Origin of the sequence: Rhizomonospora bruguierae (assembly GCF_018397995.1) — a bacterium.
Classification (GTDB): Bacteria; Actinomycetota; Actinomycetes; order Mycobacteriales; family Micromonosporaceae; genus Rhizomonospora; species Rhizomonospora bruguierae.
The window spans coordinates 1-17,976 of sequence record NZ_BBQH01000099.1; the positions used below are offsets into that span (position 1 = coordinate 1).

The 17,976-nt window shown below is 73.1% G+C and carries 18 protein-coding genes; 8 read left to right on the top strand and 10 right to left on the bottom strand.

The window, feature by feature from the left end:
- Positions 1 to 2: 2 nt before the first annotated feature.
- Genes KJS59_RS29390 through KJS59_RS29400 form a run of 3 tightly spaced genes read right to left on the bottom strand, consistent with a single transcriptional unit; the run spans position 3 to position 3,795 of the window.
- Positions 3 to 908 carry a sugar transferase gene (locus KJS59_RS29390; RefSeq protein WP_213457048.1) on the bottom strand — a complete coding sequence of 302 codons (906 nt, stop codon included), beginning with the start codon at positions 906 to 908 and terminating at the stop codon, positions 3 to 5.
- A gap of 26 nt (positions 909 to 934) precedes the next feature.
- Positions 935 to 2,821: an asparagine synthase (glutamine-hydrolyzing) gene (gene asnB / locus KJS59_RS29395; protein WP_213457050.1), complete on the bottom strand. Its 1,887-nt coding sequence runs from the start codon at positions 2,819 to 2,821 to the stop codon at positions 935 to 937.
- A 17-nt stretch (positions 2,822 to 2,838) separates the two neighbouring features.
- A complete protein-coding gene (locus KJS59_RS29400; protein ID WP_213457052.1) occupies positions 2,839 to 3,795 on the bottom strand; it encodes a WecB/TagA/CpsF family glycosyltransferase in 957 nt (318 codons plus the stop codon).
- A gap of 462 nt (positions 3,796 to 4,257) precedes the next feature.
- Between KJS59_RS29400 and KJS59_RS29405 the strand changes: the two genes are divergently transcribed.
- Positions 4,258 to 5,127, top strand: a complete 870-nt coding sequence (locus tag KJS59_RS29405) for a hypothetical protein (RefSeq protein ID WP_213457054.1) — start codon at positions 4,258 to 4,260, stop codon at positions 5,125 to 5,127.
- A gap of 59 nt (positions 5,128 to 5,186) precedes the next feature.
- Here KJS59_RS29405 and KJS59_RS29410 read toward each other — a convergent pair whose 3' ends face one another.
- Positions 5,187 to 6,566 carry a cellulase family glycosylhydrolase gene (locus KJS59_RS29410; protein ID WP_213457056.1) on the bottom strand — a complete coding sequence of 460 codons (1,380 nt, stop codon included), beginning with the start codon at positions 6,564 to 6,566 and terminating at the stop codon, positions 5,187 to 5,189.
- 109 nt (positions 6,567 to 6,675) lie between these two features.
- The gene (locus KJS59_RS29415) at positions 6,676 to 7,629 is read right to left on the bottom strand and encodes an EamA family transporter (RefSeq protein ID WP_249715110.1); all 954 of its coding nucleotides are present in this window, start codon (positions 7,627 to 7,629) and stop codon (positions 6,676 to 6,678) included.
- A 70-nt stretch (positions 7,630 to 7,699) separates the two neighbouring features.
- On the opposite strand from KJS59_RS29415, the gene KJS59_RS29420 reads away from it, so the two are divergent.
- The gene (locus tag KJS59_RS29420; protein ID WP_213457060.1) at positions 7,700 to 8,215 is read left to right on the top strand and encodes a LysR family transcriptional regulator; all 516 of its coding nucleotides are present in this window, start codon (positions 7,700 to 7,702) and stop codon (positions 8,213 to 8,215) included.
- 11 nt (positions 8,216 to 8,226) lie between these two features.
- On the top strand, positions 8,227 to 9,171 hold the full coding sequence (locus KJS59_RS29425) for a DUF6282 family protein (RefSeq protein WP_213457062.1): 945 nt from the start codon (positions 8,227 to 8,229) through the stop codon (positions 9,169 to 9,171).
- Positions 9,172 to 9,361: 190 nt separating this feature from the next.
- Here the strand turns inward: KJS59_RS29425 and KJS59_RS32055 are convergent, their stop codons facing one another.
- Both KJS59_RS32055 and KJS59_RS29435 read right to left on the bottom strand, forming a co-directional pair.
- Positions 9,362 to 10,471, bottom strand: a complete 1,110-nt coding sequence (locus KJS59_RS32055) for a cellulose binding domain-containing protein (protein WP_306345208.1) — start codon at positions 10,469 to 10,471, stop codon at positions 9,362 to 9,364.
- 140 nt (positions 10,472 to 10,611) lie between these two features.
- Complete coding sequence (locus KJS59_RS29435) at positions 10,612 to 11,442, bottom strand: Bax inhibitor-1/YccA family protein (protein ID WP_213457066.1); 831 nt, start codon at positions 11,440 to 11,442, stop codon at positions 10,612 to 10,614.
- A gap of 334 nt (positions 11,443 to 11,776) precedes the next feature.
- Here KJS59_RS29435 and KJS59_RS29440 point away from each other — a divergent pair, with 334 nt between their 5' ends.
- The 4 genes from KJS59_RS29440 (at position 11,777) to ligD (ending at position 16,054) form a co-directional block, all read left to right on the top strand.
- Complete coding sequence (locus tag KJS59_RS29440) at positions 11,777 to 12,172, top strand: helix-turn-helix domain-containing protein (RefSeq protein ID WP_213457068.1); 396 nt, start codon at positions 11,777 to 11,779, stop codon at positions 12,170 to 12,172.
- A 135-nt stretch (positions 12,173 to 12,307) separates the two neighbouring features.
- Positions 12,308 to 12,907, top strand: coding sequence for a MauE/DoxX family redox-associated membrane protein (locus KJS59_RS29445; RefSeq protein WP_213457070.1), 600 nt, complete (start codon positions 12,308 to 12,310; stop codon positions 12,905 to 12,907).
- A 93-nt stretch (positions 12,908 to 13,000) separates the two neighbouring features.
- Positions 13,001 to 14,383: a serine/threonine-protein kinase gene (locus tag KJS59_RS29450; protein ID WP_213457072.1), complete on the top strand. Its 1,383-nt coding sequence runs from the start codon at positions 13,001 to 13,003 to the stop codon at positions 14,381 to 14,383.
- Between the two features lie 30 nt (positions 14,384 to 14,413).
- Complete coding sequence (gene ligD / locus KJS59_RS29455) at positions 14,414 to 16,054, top strand: non-homologous end-joining DNA ligase LigD (RefSeq protein WP_213457075.1); 1,641 nt, start codon at positions 14,414 to 14,416, stop codon at positions 16,052 to 16,054.
- A gap of 97 nt (positions 16,055 to 16,151) precedes the next feature.
- On the opposite strand, the gene KJS59_RS29460 is transcribed toward ligD, so the two are convergent.
- Genes KJS59_RS29460 through KJS59_RS29470 form a run of 3 tightly spaced genes read right to left on the bottom strand, consistent with a single transcriptional unit; the run spans position 16,152 to position 17,184 of the window.
- Positions 16,152 to 16,526, bottom strand: a complete 375-nt coding sequence (locus KJS59_RS29460) for an NUDIX domain-containing protein (RefSeq protein WP_213457077.1) — start codon at positions 16,524 to 16,526, stop codon at positions 16,152 to 16,154.
- Positions 16,499 to 16,684, bottom strand: coding sequence for an NUDIX hydrolase (locus tag KJS59_RS29465; protein ID WP_213457079.1), 186 nt, complete (start codon positions 16,682 to 16,684; stop codon positions 16,499 to 16,501). The genes KJS59_RS29460 and KJS59_RS29465 overlap by 28 nt, the downstream gene beginning before the upstream one ends.
- Positions 16,685 to 16,737: 53 nt before the next feature.
- Positions 16,738 to 17,184 carry an SRPBCC family protein gene (locus tag KJS59_RS29470; RefSeq protein ID WP_249715112.1) on the bottom strand — a complete coding sequence of 149 codons (447 nt, stop codon included), beginning with the start codon at positions 17,182 to 17,184 and terminating at the stop codon, positions 16,738 to 16,740.
- 46 nt (positions 17,185 to 17,230) lie between these two features.
- On the opposite strand from KJS59_RS29470, the gene KJS59_RS29475 reads away from it, so the two are divergent.
- Positions 17,231 to 17,872 (top strand): TetR/AcrR family transcriptional regulator, encoded by a 642-nt coding sequence (locus tag KJS59_RS29475; RefSeq protein WP_213457081.1) that lies wholly within the window; start codon positions 17,231 to 17,233, stop codon positions 17,870 to 17,872.
- Positions 17,873 to 17,976: the final 104 nt, after the last annotated feature.

Here is a 17,976-nt window from a genome sequence, read left to right on the forward strand (position 1 = left end):
ACCTACGACTGGCTCCGGGTGCCCCGGACGGTCGTCGCCACCGCCCGCCACAGCAGCTGCAGATCCAGACCCGCACCCATCCGCCGGATATACGTGCGGTCCTTGCGTAGCCGCTCAGCCGGGGGCATGCGGCTCTTCTCGACCTGCGCGATGCACGCGATCCCCGGCTTCACGCAGTGCCGCTCGGCGAAGCCCGGCACCTCCTCCAGATACTGCTGCACCAGGACGGTGCGCAGCGGGCGCGGTCCGACCAGGCTCATCGTGCCGCCCAGCACGTTGACCAGTTCGGGCAGCTCGTCCAGGTGCCACCGGCGCAGGAACCGGCCGCACCGCAGGGTGCGCGGGTCGTGGGCGGTGGAGGAGACCGGCCCGGTGAACCGCTCCGCGTCGCGGGTCATGCTGCGGAACTTCAGCTGCCGGAACGTCACACCGCCGCGGCCCACCGAGTTCTTCGTGAAGAAAATCGGCCCCGGCTCCTCGATCCAGATGGCGAACGCGATGACCGGCCACAGCGGCAGCGTGGCGGCCAGGCCGAGCGAGGCCAGCGTGACGTCGAACGCCCGCTTGTAGCGGCGCGGGGGCGGATACTCCAGGTTGCCGAAGGCGTGGTAGGCCAGCACCTTCTCCCGTACCCGGGGCGAGGGCGGGGCGTTGTCCTCGACCAGCCCGACGGAGGAGGAGGTGAGCGCCACGCCGCCGACGAACCCGCCGGCGAGAGCCAGCAGCGAACCGGGCAACGAGACCCGGCCGGCCAGGTGCAGCCAGAACCACACCGGCGCCGTCAACCCGAGGCTTGCCAGGAAGCATGCCCGGTACATCGATGGGCTGGTCGGCCGGCGCAGCAGCCGATGGAGGCCGCCCGCCGCCGCCATGGTGATCATAAGAGATGCCGGGAACAGCCACTCCATCTCCACACGTCACCGCTTCGCTGCCACTACCGGTGGGCCTTGTGCTCTTCAGCCCACAGACTGAACATCAGCAGCGTCCAGATCTCCCGGCCGTGCTCGGCCTCGCCGCTCATGTGCCGGCGGACGTACCGGTCCACCTCCTCGTACCGCAGGTAGCCCTGGCGGCGCAGCACCTCCGGACTCAGGTACTCGGTGACCAGGGGGCGGAAGACGTCGGTCAGCCACCGCGGCAGCGGCGCGTTGAAGCCCCGCTTGCCCATCGACGCGATCCGCCGGGGCAGGGCGTCGGCCATGGTTCGGCGCAGCAGCCGCTTCGTCTGGTAGCCGGGCATCTTGATCCGGCCCGGCAGCGAAAACGCGAACTCGGCGACCGGCGTGTCCAGCAGCGGCACCCGCACCTCCAGCGAGTGCGCCATGCTGAGCCGGTCGACCTTGGTCAGCACGTCGTCGACCAGGTACACGTTCGCGTCGGTGTACTGGAACCGGGTCAGCCGGTCGAACCGGGCGCCGGCGCGGTCGTGCGTCTCGTGCGTGCGGTACGAGTCGATCAGCTCGGCGAGCAGGTCCGGGTGCAGCAGCTTCGCCTTCTGGCCCTCCCGGAAGATGACCCGCCACAGGTAGTGGCTGCGGCCCGGGTGGTGCAGGGCGTTCTCCACGAACCGGCGGGCCTTGAAGCCGAAGCTGGACCGCGCGTGCGAGGTGGGCACGAACGGCAGCAGCGCCGGTGCGAGCCGCTCGGTCAGCGCCCGGGGCAGGTACCGGTAGAGTCGCGCGAGCTTGTCCGCCCGGTACGACAGGTACCCCGCGAACAGTTCGTCGCCGCCGTCCCCGCTCAGCGCGACGGTCACGTGCTCGCGGGCCAGCTGGCACAGGTAGTACGTGGGCACCATGGACGGGTCGGCGAACGGCTCGTCGAAGGCGGGCATGATCCGGTCGACGACGTCCGAGGCGTGCGGCTCCACCACCAGGTCCGTGTGGTCGGTGTTCAGGTGGCGGGCGATCTGGGCCGCGGCCGACCGCTCGTCGTACGACCGGTCGGGGAAGCCGACGGTGAACGTCTTGAGGTGGGCGTCCGGCCGGATCCGCCGGGCGACGGCGACGACCGAACCCGAGTCGAGCCCGCCGCTCAGGAAGAATCCCAACGGCACGTCGGACATCAGGTGCCGCTCGACGCTGGCGTCCAACAGGTCCCGCAGCTCCACCCGGGCCTTGCGCGCGGACAGGTCGCGGCGGCGGGGGAGGTCGGTGAGGCGCCAGTACCGGCGCGTGGTGCAGGTGCCGTCGCGCCACACCAGCGTGGTGGCGGGGCAGAGCTTGCGGATCTCGCGGTAGACGCTGCGGGGCGCGGGCACGTACATCAGGGACAGGTAGTCGCTGAGCGCCTGCACGTCGACCGCCGTGGAGACCCCGGCGGCGAGAATGGCGCGGATCTCCGAGCCGAAGACCAGGCGGTGGTTCAGCGCCGCGTAGTACAGCGGCTTGATGCCGGCCCGGTCGCGGCACAGCACGAGCTGGCGGCGCCGCCCGTCCCACAGGGCGATGGCGAACATACCGTTCAACCGGGTGACGAAGTCCAGCCCGTACTCCTCGTACAGGTGCGGGATCACCTCGGCGTCGGAGCCGGAGGCGAACCGGTGGCCGCGCCCGGTCAGCTCCCGCCGCAGCTCCCGGTGGTTGTAGATCTCGCCGTTGAGCACGGCGTGGACCTCGCCGGACTCGTCGCTCACCGGCTGCCGGCCGCCGGCCACGTCGATGATGGACAGTCGGCGCACGGCCAGGGCGGCGGGACCGTTGAGGTACCAGCCCTCGTCGTCCGGGCCACGGTGGCAGAGGGTGCGGCACATCGCGAGCAGGCGGTCGGGATCGACCGGTGGATCGGTGCCGTCGCACACTACTCCGGTAATGCCGCACATGGACTGTCTCGTACCTCTCAGACGGGGATGAACTCGGCGCGCCGGTCGGTGGCCGGCGGCGGGTCCGGGCGCCACCACCCCGCCCGCTGGGCGGCGAGCCGCCCGAGGTACTCGACGTTGGGGACCAGGTACCGGCGCCAGAGCCGGCGCGGCTCCGCGCCCAGCCGCCACAGCCACGCCAGGCCCTGCCGCTGCATCCACGGCGGCGCCGGGCGCAGCAGGCCGGCGTGGTAGTCGAACGCGGCGCCGACGGCCAGCAGCGGCGCGCGGACCAGGGGGCGCATCGCGTGGATGAACACCTCCTGCCGCGGGCAGCCGAGGCCGACCAGCACCAGGCGCGCACCGGATTCGTGGATGCGGTCCGCGATCGCCTCCTCCTCGCCGGGCTCGGCCGGGCGGAACTTCGACGGCTCGGTGCCGGCGATGCGCAGCCGGGGGAAGCGCCGGGTCAGCGCCGCGCGCAACCGGTCGAGCGTGCGCGGGGTGGTGCCGTAGAGGTACACGGGCAGCCGCTCCTCGGCCATCCGTCCGACCACCCGGAGGGCGAGTTCGGGGCCGCTCACCCAGTCGCGCAGGCGCGTGCCGTACAGCAGGTTCAGCGCCCAGCGCACCGGCTGCCCGTCGGGGGCCACCACGTCGATCGCGTTGAGCCGGGCGTTGTACGCCCGGTCCCGCACGCCGGTCATCACCCCGTGCACGGCCAGCGCGGTCACGGTGAACGGGCGCGGCTCGCGCGCGGCGGCCAGGACCTTGCCGATGGTGGCGTCGTAGTCCAGCGCGTCCACGTAGACGCCGAGGACGTTGTGCTTGCCGCCAAGGGTCCCGGCGCCGGTGGTCTCGGCGGTACCGGGCGAGCCGGTGACCGGGCGCGGGCGCGTCGCGGGTGCGGCCGCCGGGAGGCGCGCTTCCGGCCTGATGGGCGGTTCCACCGCTTCCTGCCGCTCATCGCCGGTCAACGCTTCTCCTCGACGCATGCCAGTCACCTGGCGGGTCTGCCGGGTCGTGCGGGGCGCCGTCTTCGCCGCCGTCCGGCCCTCATCAAGGTAGCCCCGCGGGTCGGGCGAATACGGACGAATCAGGGATATCGCACGCCGCGGCGGCTCGCTCATTCTGACCCGCCGGGAATGGTGCCCGCCGGCTTTGGGATGGTTGTCAAACAATGGGGCCCCCGCGCGTTCCGAGGGGCGATCTTGGTGTCGTGGTGCCGAAGTTATGGCGGATGACGGCCTTTGTGAGCGCCGCAACTCCACGATCGGTGCGGGGCGCGTTCCGCGTGGCACAGTGTTTGGCGCCGCTTGTCGGGGGAAGCCGCCCCGTGCAGCCCTAGGGCCAGTCCTGGCGGTGGGCCGGAGCGAGGCGAGGTCGGCGCGGCGCCCGGGTCCGCCGCAGCCCGGTCCCGGTCGAGACGGGCCCCGAACCCGGCGCGGGGGTACCGGATGGCTTTTGGCTTTGTGCTGGCGATCCTCGCCGCGCTGTGCAGCGCCTCGGCGGCGATCCTGCAGTCGATCGGGGCGCGCCGCCTGGCGGCCACCAGGCACCCCGATCCCCGGCTGCTGCTGCGGTTGGTGCGCAACGGACCCTACGCGGGGGGCCTGGCGCTGGACGCGTCGTCGTCCGTGCTCAGCTACACCGCCCTGCGGACGATACCGCTGTTCGCGGTGCAGGCCGTGGGCGCGGCCAACCTCAGCATCGTCGCGGTCGTGGCCATGTTCGTGCTCGGTGTCCGGCTGCGGGTCTGGGACTGGTTGGCCATCGGGTCGATCGTCGCCGGCCTGTTGATGCTGCTCTTCTCGGCGGTCGCCGGCCCACCGTCCACCGTGAGCAGGCTGGCCGACTGGGCGCTGCTCGTCGCGGTCGTCGCCCTGCTGGCCGGAGGGAACCTGGGCGCACCGAGGCTGCGCGGGCCGGCGTTGCCGGGGCTGCTGGCCGGCCTCTCCTTCGGCTCCGCCGCGCTCGGCGCCCGGCTGATCGGCCGCAGCGGCACCGTGCTGGCGCTGGTCGCCAACCCGGCCACGTACGCGGTGCTGCTCGCCGGGCTCAACGGCGTGCTCATGTACGCGCTCGCCCTCCAGCGCGGGTCGGTGACCGTCGCCTCGGCGTCGTCGATCGTCGGGCAGACCGTGGCGCCGGCGCTGGTCGGGCTGCTGGTGCTGCACGACCGGGTCCGGCCCGGGTTCGCGCCGATAGCCGGGGTGGGCTTCGTGTTCGCCGTCGCCGGCGCGATCGCGCTCGCCCGGCACGCGAAACCGCAGGCGCCGCGCACGGTCGAGGAGGAATCCCTGGCCGGTGGTGGTCGCCGCCATTGAGGGCGGTGGCGGGAGGCCGGGTACCGGTCGGTGCCCGGCCTCCCGTCAGCGGTGCGGGATCAGCTGGCGGTGCAGGTGACGCTCGGCGTGCTGTTGGTGCCGCTCCAGGAGCCGAGGAATCCGAACGTCGTGCTGCCCCCGGCGCCGAGGCTGCCGTTGTAGCTGACGTTGCGGGCGGTCACGCTGGACCCGCTGCTGGTGATCGTCGCGTTCCAGGACTGGCTGACCTGCTGCCCGTTGGCGAACGTCCAGGTCACGGCCCAGCCGTTGATGGCGGCGCCGCCCGCGGTGACCTTCAGGTCCGCCTGGAAGCCGTCCTGCCACTGGTTGGTGATCGTGTAGGTGGCGGTGCAGCCCCGGCCGCCCGGGGGCGTCGTGGTCGGCGGGGTCGTCGGCGGGTTGGTGGTGGGTGGCGTGGTCGGCGGCCTCGTGGTGGGCGGCGTGGTGGTCGGCGGCGTGGTGGCGCCGCTGTAGATGCTCGCCTCCTTGGCCGTCGCCTTGATGCCGTTGGTGCCGTTGAAGATCCGCTGGCCCCAGGTGGTGAGCTGGCTGGCGTTGAAGTTGTTTGTCATGTCCAGGATCGGGTCGTTGTTGCCGGCCCAGGACCAGCCGATGTAGCCCAGCCCGCGGGCGTTCGCCTCGGCGAGGATGGTCTGGTCGTCCACGTTGCTGGAGGTGGCCCGCCAGCCGAACTCGCCGATCACCAGCGGCCACCCGTTGGTCCGGAACGTGTTCAGGTACGAGGTGATCGACGAGGCGGTGTTGAACACGTCGTACATGTGGATCGACAGCACGGTGTTGCGCTGGCTGTCGGCGTTGAGCACGGTCTGCGCGTTGTCCCGCATGACGTACTGCCAGTCCTGGCCCCAGTTGGGCCCGTCGACCATGAGCAGGTGCTGGAAGCCGTTGGTGCGCATCTTCTGGATCGCGGCGGTGGTCGCGGCGGTCCACTGGCTGGCATTGTTGTTGCCGATCGGCTCGTTGCCGATGTTGATGACGACGTAGTTCTCCTGGCCGACCAGGTTGTTCTTCTGGCTGATCCAGTAGTTGACCGCCTCGTCGAGGGTGGCCGCGGCGCCGTCCTCGCCGTACCCGGTGGTGTCGTGCACCTCCAGTACGCAGATCAGCCGGTTCTGCTTGCACAGCGAGATGACGTTCGGCACGTCGGTGGACGGCCCCCACCGCTTGCCGCTGCCCAGCACGACCCGTACGGTGTTCGCGCCGAGGGCCTTGATGTTGGCGAAGGAACTGGTCTGGCTGGTGAACCACACGTGCGGGTGGTTCACGCCGCGCATGGTGAACGTCCGGCCGTTGGCCTCGACGATGTTGGTGCCGCTGATGTGCAGCCCCACCGCTGCCTCGGCGGGCTGCATGGCGATGAGGATCGAAGCGGCGGCGGCGAGCAGGGCGACGCCGAGAACGGTGAGTCGTCTTTTCATGACCTACCTCGGGATAGGGGAGGCCCTCTGGGGATCGAGGGCACGGCGCGTCGGCCACACCACTCGGGTGGACTCGACGATCGCTGCCCGGCCCGCAGCGGGAATCAGCCTAGGTCAATGTTTTGCCGGCCCGCAAGAGTCGCCGGGCTCGGCCGCCCGCGCCCGGCCCCGGCCGCGCGTTCGCCGCGGCGACGGCCAGCGCGTTGGCGGTGACGACGACGGCGATGCCGATCCACTCGTGCGGGTGCGGGACCTGGTCGAGGATGACCAGGCCGGCGAGGGCGGCCAGCACCGGGTGGACGCTCATGAGCACGCCGAAGAAGCGCGGCGGTACCCGGCGCAGGGCGATCAGGTCGGCGGCGTAGGGGACCACGGAACTGAGCAGGCCGGCGCCGACGGCGTACCCGAGCCCGGCGCCACCCAGCCGGCCCTGGCCGATCAGCAGCGCGGCGACGGGCAGGTTGAGGGCGGCCGCCACGGCGGTCGCGGCGGCCGGTCCCTGCAGGCCCGGCAGGCGCGCGCCGAGCAGCCGGTTCAGCAGGATGTACGCGGCCCAGCAGGCGGCGGCGAGCAGGCCGAGCGCGACGCCCGCGTAGTCGCTGCTGGGGCCGGGCAGGACCAACAGGTACACGCCGAGGCCGGCCCCGGCGGCGCAGAGCAGGTCGAGCCGGGTGCGCGAGCCGGCCAGCGCCACGGCGAGCGGGCCGAGAAACTCCAGGGTGACCGCCAGCCCCAGCCCGATCCGGTCGATCGCGGTGTAGAGGCTCAGGTTCATGGTGGCGAAGACGAGGCCGAGCAGCAGCGTCGGCCACCACTGCGCCCAGGTGAAGCGGCGCAGGGCCGGCCGGGCCACCGGCAGCAGGACCGCGGCGGCGACGAACTGGCGCACCGCGACCACCCCGGCGGGCCCGATCGAGGCGAACGCGTGCGCCCCGACGGCGGCACCGACCTGGTTGCTGGCGGCGCTGCCGACCATCGTGGCCAGCCCGCCGACCAGTGCCCCGCGCCCCGCCCGAGGGGGTCGCGAAACCTCCCGGACCCGGTCCGCCGCCGTCGCGCTCACGTCGGTCAGTGTCGCCGCGTCGGCGGCGATCCGGGAAATGCGCGGCGCGGGGTATCCATACGCTGGACGCATGGATCTGGAGTTGCGTCACCTGCGCGCCTTCGTCGCCGTGGTCGACGCGGGTACCTTCACCGGTGCCGCGGGCGCGCTCGGCGTCTCCCAGGCGGCGGTCTCCCGCGCGGTCGTCGCGCTGGAGGCGGCGCTCGGCGCCCGCCTGCTGCACCGCAGCACCCGGCACGTCCGGCTCACCGGGACCGGCACGCACGTGCTGGTGCGGGCCCGTACCGTGCTCGACGAGGTCGCCGACCTGCGCCGGTTCGTCGAGCAGTCCCGTACCGAGGTGCGGGTCGGGTACGCGTGGGCGGCCCTGGGCAAGCACACCCGTCGCCTCGGTATCGCCGGGTCCGCGACGCCCCGCCGATCTCGGTCTGGCTCGCCTGGTGGCGCGAGGACCCGCCGGTCCACCTCGACGACCTCGTCGCGCTCGCCCGCGCCAGTTACGGTGCCGCTGCCGCCGCTTCCGGGCGGGATCCCGTACCGCGGTTCGGCGACAGAAATGTTGACAATTCTGTCAGCTAACGCCTAGGTTCGCTCCTCGTGACCCGACATCCCACCCCCTCCGCCCGGGCCCGCACCCTCGTCGCCGGCGCGTACGACACGCACGTGCACGTCGCGCCGGACGTGATGCGCCGGCGGATCGACGACGTGACGCTGGCCCGCCGGTTCGCCGAGGTGGGGCTGGCCGGCTTCGTGCTCAAGTCGCACTACGTGCCCACCGCCGAGCGGGCCGAGGTGGTGCGCGCCGCGGTACCCGGGGTGGACGCGCTCGGCGCGCTCACGCTGAACGGCTCCGTGGGCGGGCTCAACCCGGTCGCGGTGGAGATCGCCGGCCGGCAGGGCGCCCGGATCGTCTGGCTGCCCACCGTGGACTGCGTGAACCAGCGGGAAAGCCAGGCCCGCGCGCCCGAGGGAGCGACGCCGCCGATGTGGGCGCAGCTTCAGGAGGACCTGGCCCGGCAGGGCATCATGGCGCCGCCCATCGCGGTCGTGGACGGCGACGGCAGCGTGGTGCCCGCCCTGCGCGAGGTGCTGACGCTGATCGCCCGGCACGACATGGCGCTGGCCACCGGCCACCTCTCCGGCCCGGAGATCATCGCGGTCGTGGACGCGGCCGCCGGCCTCGGCGTGCGGCGCATCGTGGTGACCCACCCCGAGTTCACCTCCCAGCAACTGCCCGTGGACGTGCAGCGGCGGCTCGCCGTGCGGGGTGCGCTGCTGGAGCGCTGCTTCACCACCCCGTACACCGGCAAGGTCGACTGGGACGTGCTGTTCGACCACATCCGCCGGGTGGGCCCGGAGCACTCGCTGCTCTCCTCGGACCTGGGCCAGCCGTTCAACCCGCCGGTCGAGAACGGTCTCGCGCTGCTGGCCGACCGGCTGCTGGCGGCCGGCTTCACCGAGGACGAGGTGCGCGTCATGGCGGTGACCAACTCGCGCCGGATCGCGCAGGCGCCGGCGTCGCGAGCGTCGCGGCCGGCGTAGTCGCCACCGGAGCACGACGCCTGGCCGCGCCGCTCCCGGCTCCGCCAGTTGGCCGATGTCTGCCCCCCGTGCGTTGCGTAGCGTCGCTCGGACCCAGCTTCTTCGGGCGAGGAGACGCTCTGCCGTCTCCTCGCCCGAAGACGCCGAGGGCCGGGGCGCACGACACCCACGGGTGCGCCCCGGCCCGCGGTCAGCTGAAGTCGAGCGAGAAGCTGGTGCAGACGAAGCTGGACTGGCCGGCGGTGCCGCTCAGCTCGAAGCCGAACTGGACCTCGCCCACCGTCACGTCGCCCCACCAGCCCTGGGTACGCAGCCAGTTCAGCACCGCCAGCACGTCCACGGTGCCGCTGTTGGTCTTGCTGGTGCGGATGAACGAGAAGACCGCGTTGCTGCCGTTGGAGCCCCGGTAGACGTTCCAGGTGTGCCCGCCCGCGCTGACGTTGCGGGCGCTGGGCACGGCGCCGTTGGCGTCGTACGACTCGGCGATGGGGCCTACCGCGCCGTTCTGGTTCGTCCAGATCATGACCTCGTAGGCGTTGTTGTTCGCCCAGATGTCGTACGCGGTCTCGTAGTCGCCGTCGCCGGGAACCGTGACGTTGAACGAACTGCGCACCGAGGCGAGCGTGCTGAGCCGGCGGTTGAGGGTCTTGCCGGTGTGCGGGTAGGACTTCACGCCGCTGGTGCGCGGGTGGTTGGCCACCACGCCCCAGTTGGTGCCGGTCCGCGCCCAGATCGTCTGCGGGCCGGCGCCCGAGCCCCAGATGTCGTTGATGATGGTGTAGCCGTTGTTCGTCCAGGAGTCCCAGGCGCCGGTGGCGACCCAGGCCGCGTCCGACGGGACGCCGTTGGTGGGCGGCCGGGTGGTCTGCGTCGCGGTCGGCCGCGGCGTGCTCGTCGCCGTCGGGCCGGTGGTGCCGCCCGTGCAGGTCGTGCCGTTGACGCTGAAGCTCGTGGGCACCGGGTTGTTGCTGCCGGTCAGCGTGCCGTTGAACCCGAACGACGCGGTCGCGTTGGTGCCCAGCGAGCCGTTGTAGCTGACGTTTTTGGCGGTGACCTGCGAGCCGCTCTGGGTGACGGTGGCGTTCCACACCTGCGTCACCTGCTGACCGGCGGAGTAGGACCAGGTGAGGGTCCACGAGCTGATCGGGTCGCCGAGGTTCGTGATGTCCACGTTCGCCCCGAACCCACCCGGCCACTGGTTGGCGACGGAGTAGGCGACGCGGCAGCCGGTGGCGGCGGCCGCGGGGAGGGCCGTGATGACGCTGGCCCCGAGGGCGGCCGCGGCGATCGCCGCGCCCACCGACAGGACGGTAGTACACCTTCGCATGACTGGTGACCTTTCCCGCACACGATGAGGGCTATCAATGTTTGTCGCATCGATAAACTTAAAACCGTGTGGGGTGTGTGGTCAACCACCGGCCCTCACCCGCCGGCCGATGCTCACTCGTCCTGGAAGTAGCTGATCAGGCGCAGGAACTCCAGGTACAGCCAGACCAGCTCGACGAGGATGCCGAACGCGCCGAGCCAGCCGTACCGGCGGGGCAGGCCGGCGGCGATGCCCTCCTCGATCTGGCTGAAGTTGATGACGAACATCAGCGCCGCCACGACGATGCACACCACGCTGAACAGGATGGCCAGCGCGCCGCCGTCGCGCAGCGGCCCGGCCGACCCGCTGAACAGGCCGATGACCAGGTTGACCAGCATCGCCGCCACCAGGCCCACCGCGGCGCCGATGACGATCCGGGTGAACTTCGGCGTGGCCCGGATGATGCGTGCCTTGTAGAGCCAGGCCATCACGAAGAAGACGCTCAGCGTGGCGATGACCGCCTGTGTGACGATGCCGTTCCAGCGTGCCTCGAACGCCTGGCTGACCGCGCCGAGGAAGACGCCCTCGACGATCGCGTAGGCGAACAGCAGCGGCGGCCGGGTGATCTGCCCGAACGAGATGACCAGGCCGAGGACCAGCCCGATCACCATCGAGGCGATCCACAGCGGACCCAGTGCCGGCGCCGGCACGAGCAGCCAGGTGGCCGCGGCGGCCGCGACGGCGGTGCCGAGCAGCGCGACGGTCTTGACCACCACGTCGTCGAGGGTCATCACGTCCCCGTCGACCCGCATCGGCGCGGACTGGCCCGGGTAGCCGTAGCCGGGCCCGTAACCGGCCTCATGGCCGGGCCCGTAACCCGGGCCGTATCCGGGTGGCCGCCCCGGTGCGGCGGTGGGCTGGGCCGCGGTGGCGAACCGGCCCAGCACCGGATTGCTGGATCTCATCGTGTGCTCCTTCGGGTACGCGTCGCGGCGGCGACGGTGCGGGGTGGGATCGATCTCGACCGCGAGGCTGGTCGCGGACCACGCCGGGCCGGTACTACGACGGGAGCGGCGAGCCGCGCGGCTTCGGCGAGGGACGACCGGCCGCCGCGGTGAGTGCGGCGGCGCTCCACGCTCCGGCGATCAGCATGTGGACCGGGCGGGGGCCGGCGCGGCGGTGGTGCGATCGTAGGACCGGGGCCCGGCCGGCACGGTACGACGACCGTCGGCGGTGCCGCTGAGCATGGCCACGACAGTAACACGTGCCACTGTACGGTTAGCGAAGGGAGGTGCCGGGGTGCGACTGCTGCGGATCGGGGAGGTGGCGGCTTCGGCCGGCGTCAGCACCCGCACGGTGGACTTCTACACCGGCCTCGGTCTGATCGCCCCGGCCGGCCGGACCGGCGGCAACTACCGGCTCTACGACGCGGCGGTGGTGGAGCGCATCGGGGCGGTCCGCCAACTAGAGGCGCAGGGGGTGCCCCTGGAGGACATCGCCCGGGCCTTCGCCAACGCCCAGAACGCCGACCTGGCCGCCCACCTGGCCCGGCTCGACCAGGACGTGCACAGCCTCCGGGAGGTCGCCGAGACCGCCGGGGAGGAGATCGCCGGGCTGCTCGCCGCGGTCGCCGCCCGCGCGCACACCCTGGTGACCACCGCCATCGAGATCGCCACGAACATGCCCCCGAGCTGACGGTGCCGCGCCGGAGACGACCGGACCCCGGGGCCCAGCCGTCTCCGGCAGCCGTGGCCCGGGGGAGCGGCTTGCCGCCGCACCCGACACCTGCCGATACTGGCGCTGCTGGTGATGCGGAACGGGGGACTGTCAATGGTGTACGTATCGGTCGGCCTGCTGGCCACCCTGTGGTGGGTGTTCGCCGCCTCGGCGCTGAGCAAGGTGCGCGGCGGCGGGGCGATGCGCGCGTTCGCCGACTCGTTGCGCCCGCTGCCGTTGCTACCGGGCCGGCTGGTCGAGCCGGTGGCCGTTCTCGTCACGGCCGCCGAGGTCGCGCTCGTGGTGGGTACCGCGTGGTCGGTCGTGGCCGTGGCGGCCGGGTGGTCGGCGGCGCGCCCGGGAGCGAGCGCGGTGCTCGTCCTGACCGGACTGCTGCTGGCCGTGCTCACCACCGGCGTGGTCCTGGCGGTGCGCCGCGGCACCGGCGCCCGCTGCGCCTGCTTCGGCGCCGCCGAGCGCCCGCTCGGCCGGCGGCACGTGGTCCGCAACACCATCCTCCTGGCGGCGACCGCAACCGCCCTGGCGACCGTCGCCGCGGCCCCGGCCGGTGCGCTCCAACTCGCGGGGCTGCTGGTCGCGGTCGCGGCCGGGTCGATCGCCGCGCTGATCCTGATCCGCCTGGACGACCTGGTGGACCTGTTCCTGCCCACTACCACCACGGTCCCTAACGGACGGCCGACCGGGCCGCGATGATCGCGACCGTAGGCACCACGAAGCCGGCGGCCGGGGCTCGGGTCCCCGCCGTCGGGCGAATAGACCGCGGTCGGATCGGGTAGGGCTGTCTCCGTGCTGACCCCCGGTGACCTGCTCGGCGACCGCTACCGGCTGGAGGAGCACATCGCCGCCGGTGGGATGGGCGACGTGTGGCGCGCCACCGACACCGTGCTCGCGCGGCGGGTGGCGATCAAGGTGCTCCGCCCGCGTGGCCCCGGTGCCGCCACCTTCGGCGCCCGGTTCACCGCCGAGGCGCGCACGATGGCCGCCCTGCGGCACCCCGGCATCGCCGAGGTCTACGACTACGGCGAGGAGGACGGCGCCGGGGAAGGCGTCGCGTACCTGGTGATGGCGTACGTGGACGGCGAGCCCCTGGCCGGTCGGATCGCCGCGCGCGGCCCGCTGCCCGCCGGCGAAACGATGTCCATTGTGGCCCAGGCGGCGACCGCGCTGGACGCCGCGCACGCGGCCGGGGTGGTGCACCGGGACGTCAAGCCCGGCAACCTGCTGATCGGCCCGGACGGCGGCGTGGTGCTCGTCGACTTCGGTGTGGCCCGCTCCACCGGCGCACCGGAGGCCACCGACGCCACCGCGCTGACCGGCGTCGACGAGGTGGTCGGCACGGCCCTGTACATGGCGCCGGAGCAGGTGACCAAGAGCGACATCAGTCCGGCCGCCGACATCTACGCGTTGGGCGCGGTCGCGTACCACTGCCTCGCCGGCCACGCCCCGTTCACCGGCACCACCGCGCTGGCGGTCGCCATGAGCCACGTCAACGATGATCCGCCGCCGCTGTCGGCGGACGTGCCGCCCGCGGTGCGGGCCCTGGTCGTCCGCGCGATGGCGAAGAACCCGGCGGACCGCTTCCCGAGCGCCGCCGCGCTGGCCCGAGCGGCCCGCGAGGCGGCACCGCCGGCCGGTGCGGATTTCGCCAGCGCGGACGCCGGCAGCGGCGATGCGGTGGCGGCCGGAGCGAGGCGGATCGCGGCCCCGCCCGCGAGCACCGAGGCGATACCGGCGCCCGTCGCTGCCGGCGAGGCGCCCCCGTCCCGGCGGCGGCGCTGGGCGCTGGCCGGAGCCGCCGCGGTGGTGCTCGCACTGGTGGCGCTGGCCGGGGCGCTTGCGTTGATGAACCCGGCCGGCAACGCCCCGGGCACGGGGGAGGGACCGGGTGGCACACCGGCGCCGTCGGCGTCCACGCACCCGACCCGGCCGGCTTCGGGCAGGGGCGAGGGCCCGCCGCAGGTGCGCTCCTCGGGCCCGTCCGCCACCGCGTCCGGCGAGCCAACCCCGACCGGCGGACCGGTGGAGGGCAGCGCGCCCGCCGCGCCGGAGCCGAGCGCCACCGCAACCGGTGAGCCGGCCGGGCCGACCGGCGAGCCGAGCGCAACCCGCGATCCCACGCCGGAGTCGACCGGAAACCCCAGCGGCCAGGCGGACGCCGGAACCGGGTAACGGACCGCGGTCGTGGGTATGAACCGGGGCATGCCGACCACGACCAGGTCACGGGCCAAGGACGCGCTGGCGCCGTACCGGGGCAAGCGGAACTTCGGGCGCACCCCCGAGCCCGCCGGCCGGGTGGCGGCCGGCGGCGGCGCGGCCCGGCGGTTCGTGGTGCAGCGGCACCGGGCGCGGCGGCTGCACTACGACTTCCGGTTGGAGCTCGGCGGGGTGCTGGTCAGTTGGGCCGTGCCGAAGGGGCCGACGCTGGACCCCGGGGTGCGGCGGGCGGCGTTCCGGGTCGAGGACCACCCCATCGAGTACTACGACTTCGAGGGCGTCATCCCGGCGGGGGAGTACGGCGGCGGGGACGTGATCGTGTGGGACGCCGGGACGTGGGAGCCCGCCGAGCGGCCCGGCGACGCGTCCGACCCCGGCCGGTCGCTGGCCGGCGGCGAACTGCACCTGGACCTGTACGGGGAGAAGCTGCACGGCCGGTTCGTGCTGGTGCGGCGCGACCGGGGCCGATCCGGCGGCCGGTCGGGAAAGGAGTCCGCGAAGGAGGAGTGGCTGCTGCTGCACAAGCGGGACGAGTTCGCGGTCAAGGGCTGGAACCCGGAGGAGCATCCCCGCTCGGTGCTGACCGGCCGGACCAACGACCAGGTCAAGGCCGACCCGGACCGGCTGTGGCGCTCCGACCTGCCCGCCGCCCGGGCCGCCGTGGCGCTCAAGCCGCCGGCCGCCACGGTCGGCGAGGACGACCTGGCCGCGCTCGGCGCGAAGGGCGGTGCGTGGCAGGTGTTCGGCCGGGAACTGCGGGTGAGCAACCTGGACAAGGTGCTGTTCCCGGCGCGCGCCGGTGAGCCGCCGGTCACCAAGCGGGACCTGCTGCGCTACTCGGCGCAGATCGCCCCCACGCTGGTTCCGTACCTGGCCGGTCGCGCCCTCAACATGCACCGCTTCCCGAACGGCGCGCAGGCGAAGGGGTTCTGGCACAAGGAGTTGCCGTCGCACGCGCCGGACTGGATGACCCGCTGGACGAACCCGGCGGCCGACCCGGGCGAGACGCGGACGTACCTGGTGGTGGACGAGCCCGCGGCCCTGGTCTGGGCGGCCAACTACGGCGCGCTGGAGTGGCACGCCTGGACCTCGCGCACCGACCGCCCGCACGCGCCGACGTACGCGCTCATCGACCTTGATCCCGGCGACGCCACCAGCTGGGCGGACGTGCTGGTGCTCGCCCGGCTGCACCGCACCGCGCTGGACCACCTCGGCGTGCGCGCGAACGCGAAGGTGACCGGCCGGCGGGGCATCCAGATCTGGGTGCCGATCGCGCCCGGCCCCGACTTCGCCCAGACCCGCGCCTGGGTCGAGCGGCTCTCGCGGACCGTCGGCGCCATCGTGCCCGAGCTGGTGAGCTGGAAGTGGCAGGTCCGGGAGCGCGGCGGCCTGGCCCGGCTGGACTACACCCAGAACGCCATCAACAAGACCCTGGTCGCCCCGTACAGCACCCGGCCGGCGCCGGGCGCCCCGGTCTCGGCGCCGATCGACTGGGACGAGCTCGACGACCCGGACCTGCGTCCGGACAGCTTCACCATCCGCTCCATCGTGGACCGCGTAGCCCGGCGCGGGGACCTGTTCCGCGACGTGCTCGACCACCCGCAGCGACTACCGCCGCTGCAATAGTCCGCTCACGACGGTCCCGGCCCCGGTGCCCTCGTCACGGGGTGGCGTCGTGTCCCGGCGCGGGCTCCGGCGCGGGGCGGCGCGGGGTTCCGGCGCGTCAGGGCGCGAGGCCCCGGCGCCAGTCCAGGAGCCGGTGGTACGCCGCCAGGCCGTCGGGCACCCAGGCCCACTCGGTCAGCCGCCGCTCCACCTCCCGCTCGGTGAGGAACGCGTGCCACGCCACCTCCTCCGGCTGCGGGTGGACCGGCCGGTCGCAGCGCACCTCGTAGACGGCGGACCACCACGAGTGCTCCGGAGTCTCGTAGCGGAACTTGAACAGCGGCACCGGGGCCGGCAGCCCGGCGACGCCCAACTCCTCCTCGGCCTCGCGCAGCGCCGCCGTCCCGTACGACTCGCCCGCGCCGACCACGCCGCCGACGAACATGTCGTACAGCGAGGGAAAGATCAGCTTGCGGGCGGTGCGGCGGTGCACAAAATCCGGTCGGCGGCGTCCCGGGCCAGCACGAACGCGCAGCGGTGCCGCAGCCGGTTGGCGTACGCCTCGGCGCGCCGCGCCTGGCCCACCACCCGGTCCCACTCATCCACGACGTCCAGCAGCTCATCCGCCGACAGCGGCGCATCGTCCCCCACGCGGTTATCCAAGCACCGCCGGCTCAGCCGCGTACCCGAGCACGGCAGGTCGCTCAGGTCTGCGCGGACGGCCTCGCCACCCGGGCGGCCAGGCCGTCGACCATCCGGCCGGTGAAGCGTTGCAGGGTGCGTCGGTACAGCCAGCCGGTACCGGGGATCTTGGTGTGGAACGAGGAGTGCCACCGGATGTCGGTGCCGTCCCCGGCCGGCGTGAGGTCCACGTCCGCCCGGTAGTCGCGGATGGCCAGGCCGGAGACCAGTTCGTAGCTGAACCGCCGAGCCGGCACCCGCTCGGCGACCCGCTCCCGGCTGGTGATCCGGCCGGTGCGGAAGACCCGGACGGCGTCCACGCCCTCCGGTTCGTCCGGGCCGGGCCGCTCCAGTTCGAACGAGCCGATCGGTGACCACTCCGGCCAGGTCGCGCCGTCGATGAGCAGCGCGTAGACCGCCTCCGGCGGTGCCGCGACGTGCGTCCGGGCGTCCATGTGCTGCCGCGCCATGTCGTCCTCCCTGTCTGTGCCAACTGGTACGTGTACCGTATGGTACATGCCTGTGGAGAGCCGGGACCGGCTGCTGGCCGCCGCCGTCGAGTTCATCGCGCGCACGGGGGTGGGTGACCTGAGCCTGCGGCGGCTGGCGGCCGGCATCGGCACCAGCCATCGCATGCTGATCTACCACTTCGGTTCCAAGGAGGGGCTGCTCGTCGAGGTGGTCCGCGCTGTCGAGGAGCGCCAGCGGGCGGCCCTGGCGGACCTGCACCTGGACCACGGCGGTTCGATCGCCGAAACGATCCGGGCGATCTGGCGGCGGCTGGCCGATCCGGCGCTGTGGCCGCACGAGCGGCTGTTCTTCGAACTGTACGGGCAGGCACTCCAGAAGCGCCCGGGCACAACCGGGCTCCTGGACGGCATCGTCGACGACTGGCTCGACCTCAACGTGACCCTGGCCGAGCGCCTCGGCGTGCCCGCCGACACCGCCCGGCAGCACGCCCGGCTGGGCCTGGCCGTGATCCGTGGCCTGCTGCTGGACCTGCTCGCCACCGGGGACCGCGCCGGCACCGACGCCGCCGTCGAGGCGTTCATCGCCACCTACGAGACCGGGACGCACGCCCCGACCGACACCCCGGCGCCGGTTCGACCCTCCGGCCGAGGCCACGGCGGCGAGGAAGCCGGCCCGGCCGACGGGTAGCCCGGTGGTTCAGTCGCGGGTGCTGGGCACGCCGAACAGCTCGTACTCCATCTGCCTCTCCCGGTCCGGTGGCTGCGCAGCTTCCCGGTACCGGGCGCCTAAAA

Bases quoted from the DNA above. Each gene is read 5' to 3' on its own strand.
- KJS59_RS29390 (WP_213457048.1), bottom strand. From the start codon at position 908: ATGGAGTGGCTGTTCCCGGCATCTCTTATGATCACCATGGCGGCGGCG.
- asnB (WP_213457050.1), bottom strand. From the start codon at position 2,821: ATGTGCGGCATTACCGGAGTAGTGTGCGACGGCACCGATCCACCGGTC.
- KJS59_RS29400 (WP_213457052.1), bottom strand. From the start codon at position 3,795: ATGCGTCGAGGAGAAGCGTTGACCGGCGATGAGCGGCAGGAAGCGGTG.
- KJS59_RS29405 (WP_213457054.1), top strand. From the start codon at position 4,258: ATGGCTTTTGGCTTTGTGCTGGCGATCCTCGCCGCGCTGTGCAGCGCC.
- KJS59_RS29410 (WP_213457056.1), bottom strand. From the start codon at position 6,566: ATGAAAAGACGACTCACCGTTCTCGGCGTCGCCCTGCTCGCCGCCGCC.
- KJS59_RS29420 (WP_213457060.1), top strand. From the start codon at position 7,700: ATGGATCTGGAGTTGCGTCACCTGCGCGCCTTCGTCGCCGTGGTCGAC.
- KJS59_RS29435 (WP_213457066.1), bottom strand. From the start codon at position 11,442: ATGAGATCCAGCAATCCGGTGCTGGGCCGGTTCGCCACCGCGGCCCAG.
- KJS59_RS29445 (WP_213457070.1), top strand. From the start codon at position 12,308: ATGGTGTACGTATCGGTCGGCCTGCTGGCCACCCTGTGGTGGGTGTTC.
- ligD (WP_213457075.1), top strand. From the start codon at position 14,414: ATGCCGACCACGACCAGGTCACGGGCCAAGGACGCGCTGGCGCCGTAC.
- KJS59_RS29470 (WP_249715112.1), bottom strand. From the start codon at position 17,184: ATGGCGCGGCAGCACATGGACGCCCGGACGCACGTCGCGGCACCGCCG.
- KJS59_RS29475 (WP_213457081.1), top strand. From the start codon at position 17,231: ATGCCTGTGGAGAGCCGGGACCGGCTGCTGGCCGCCGCCGTCGAGTTC.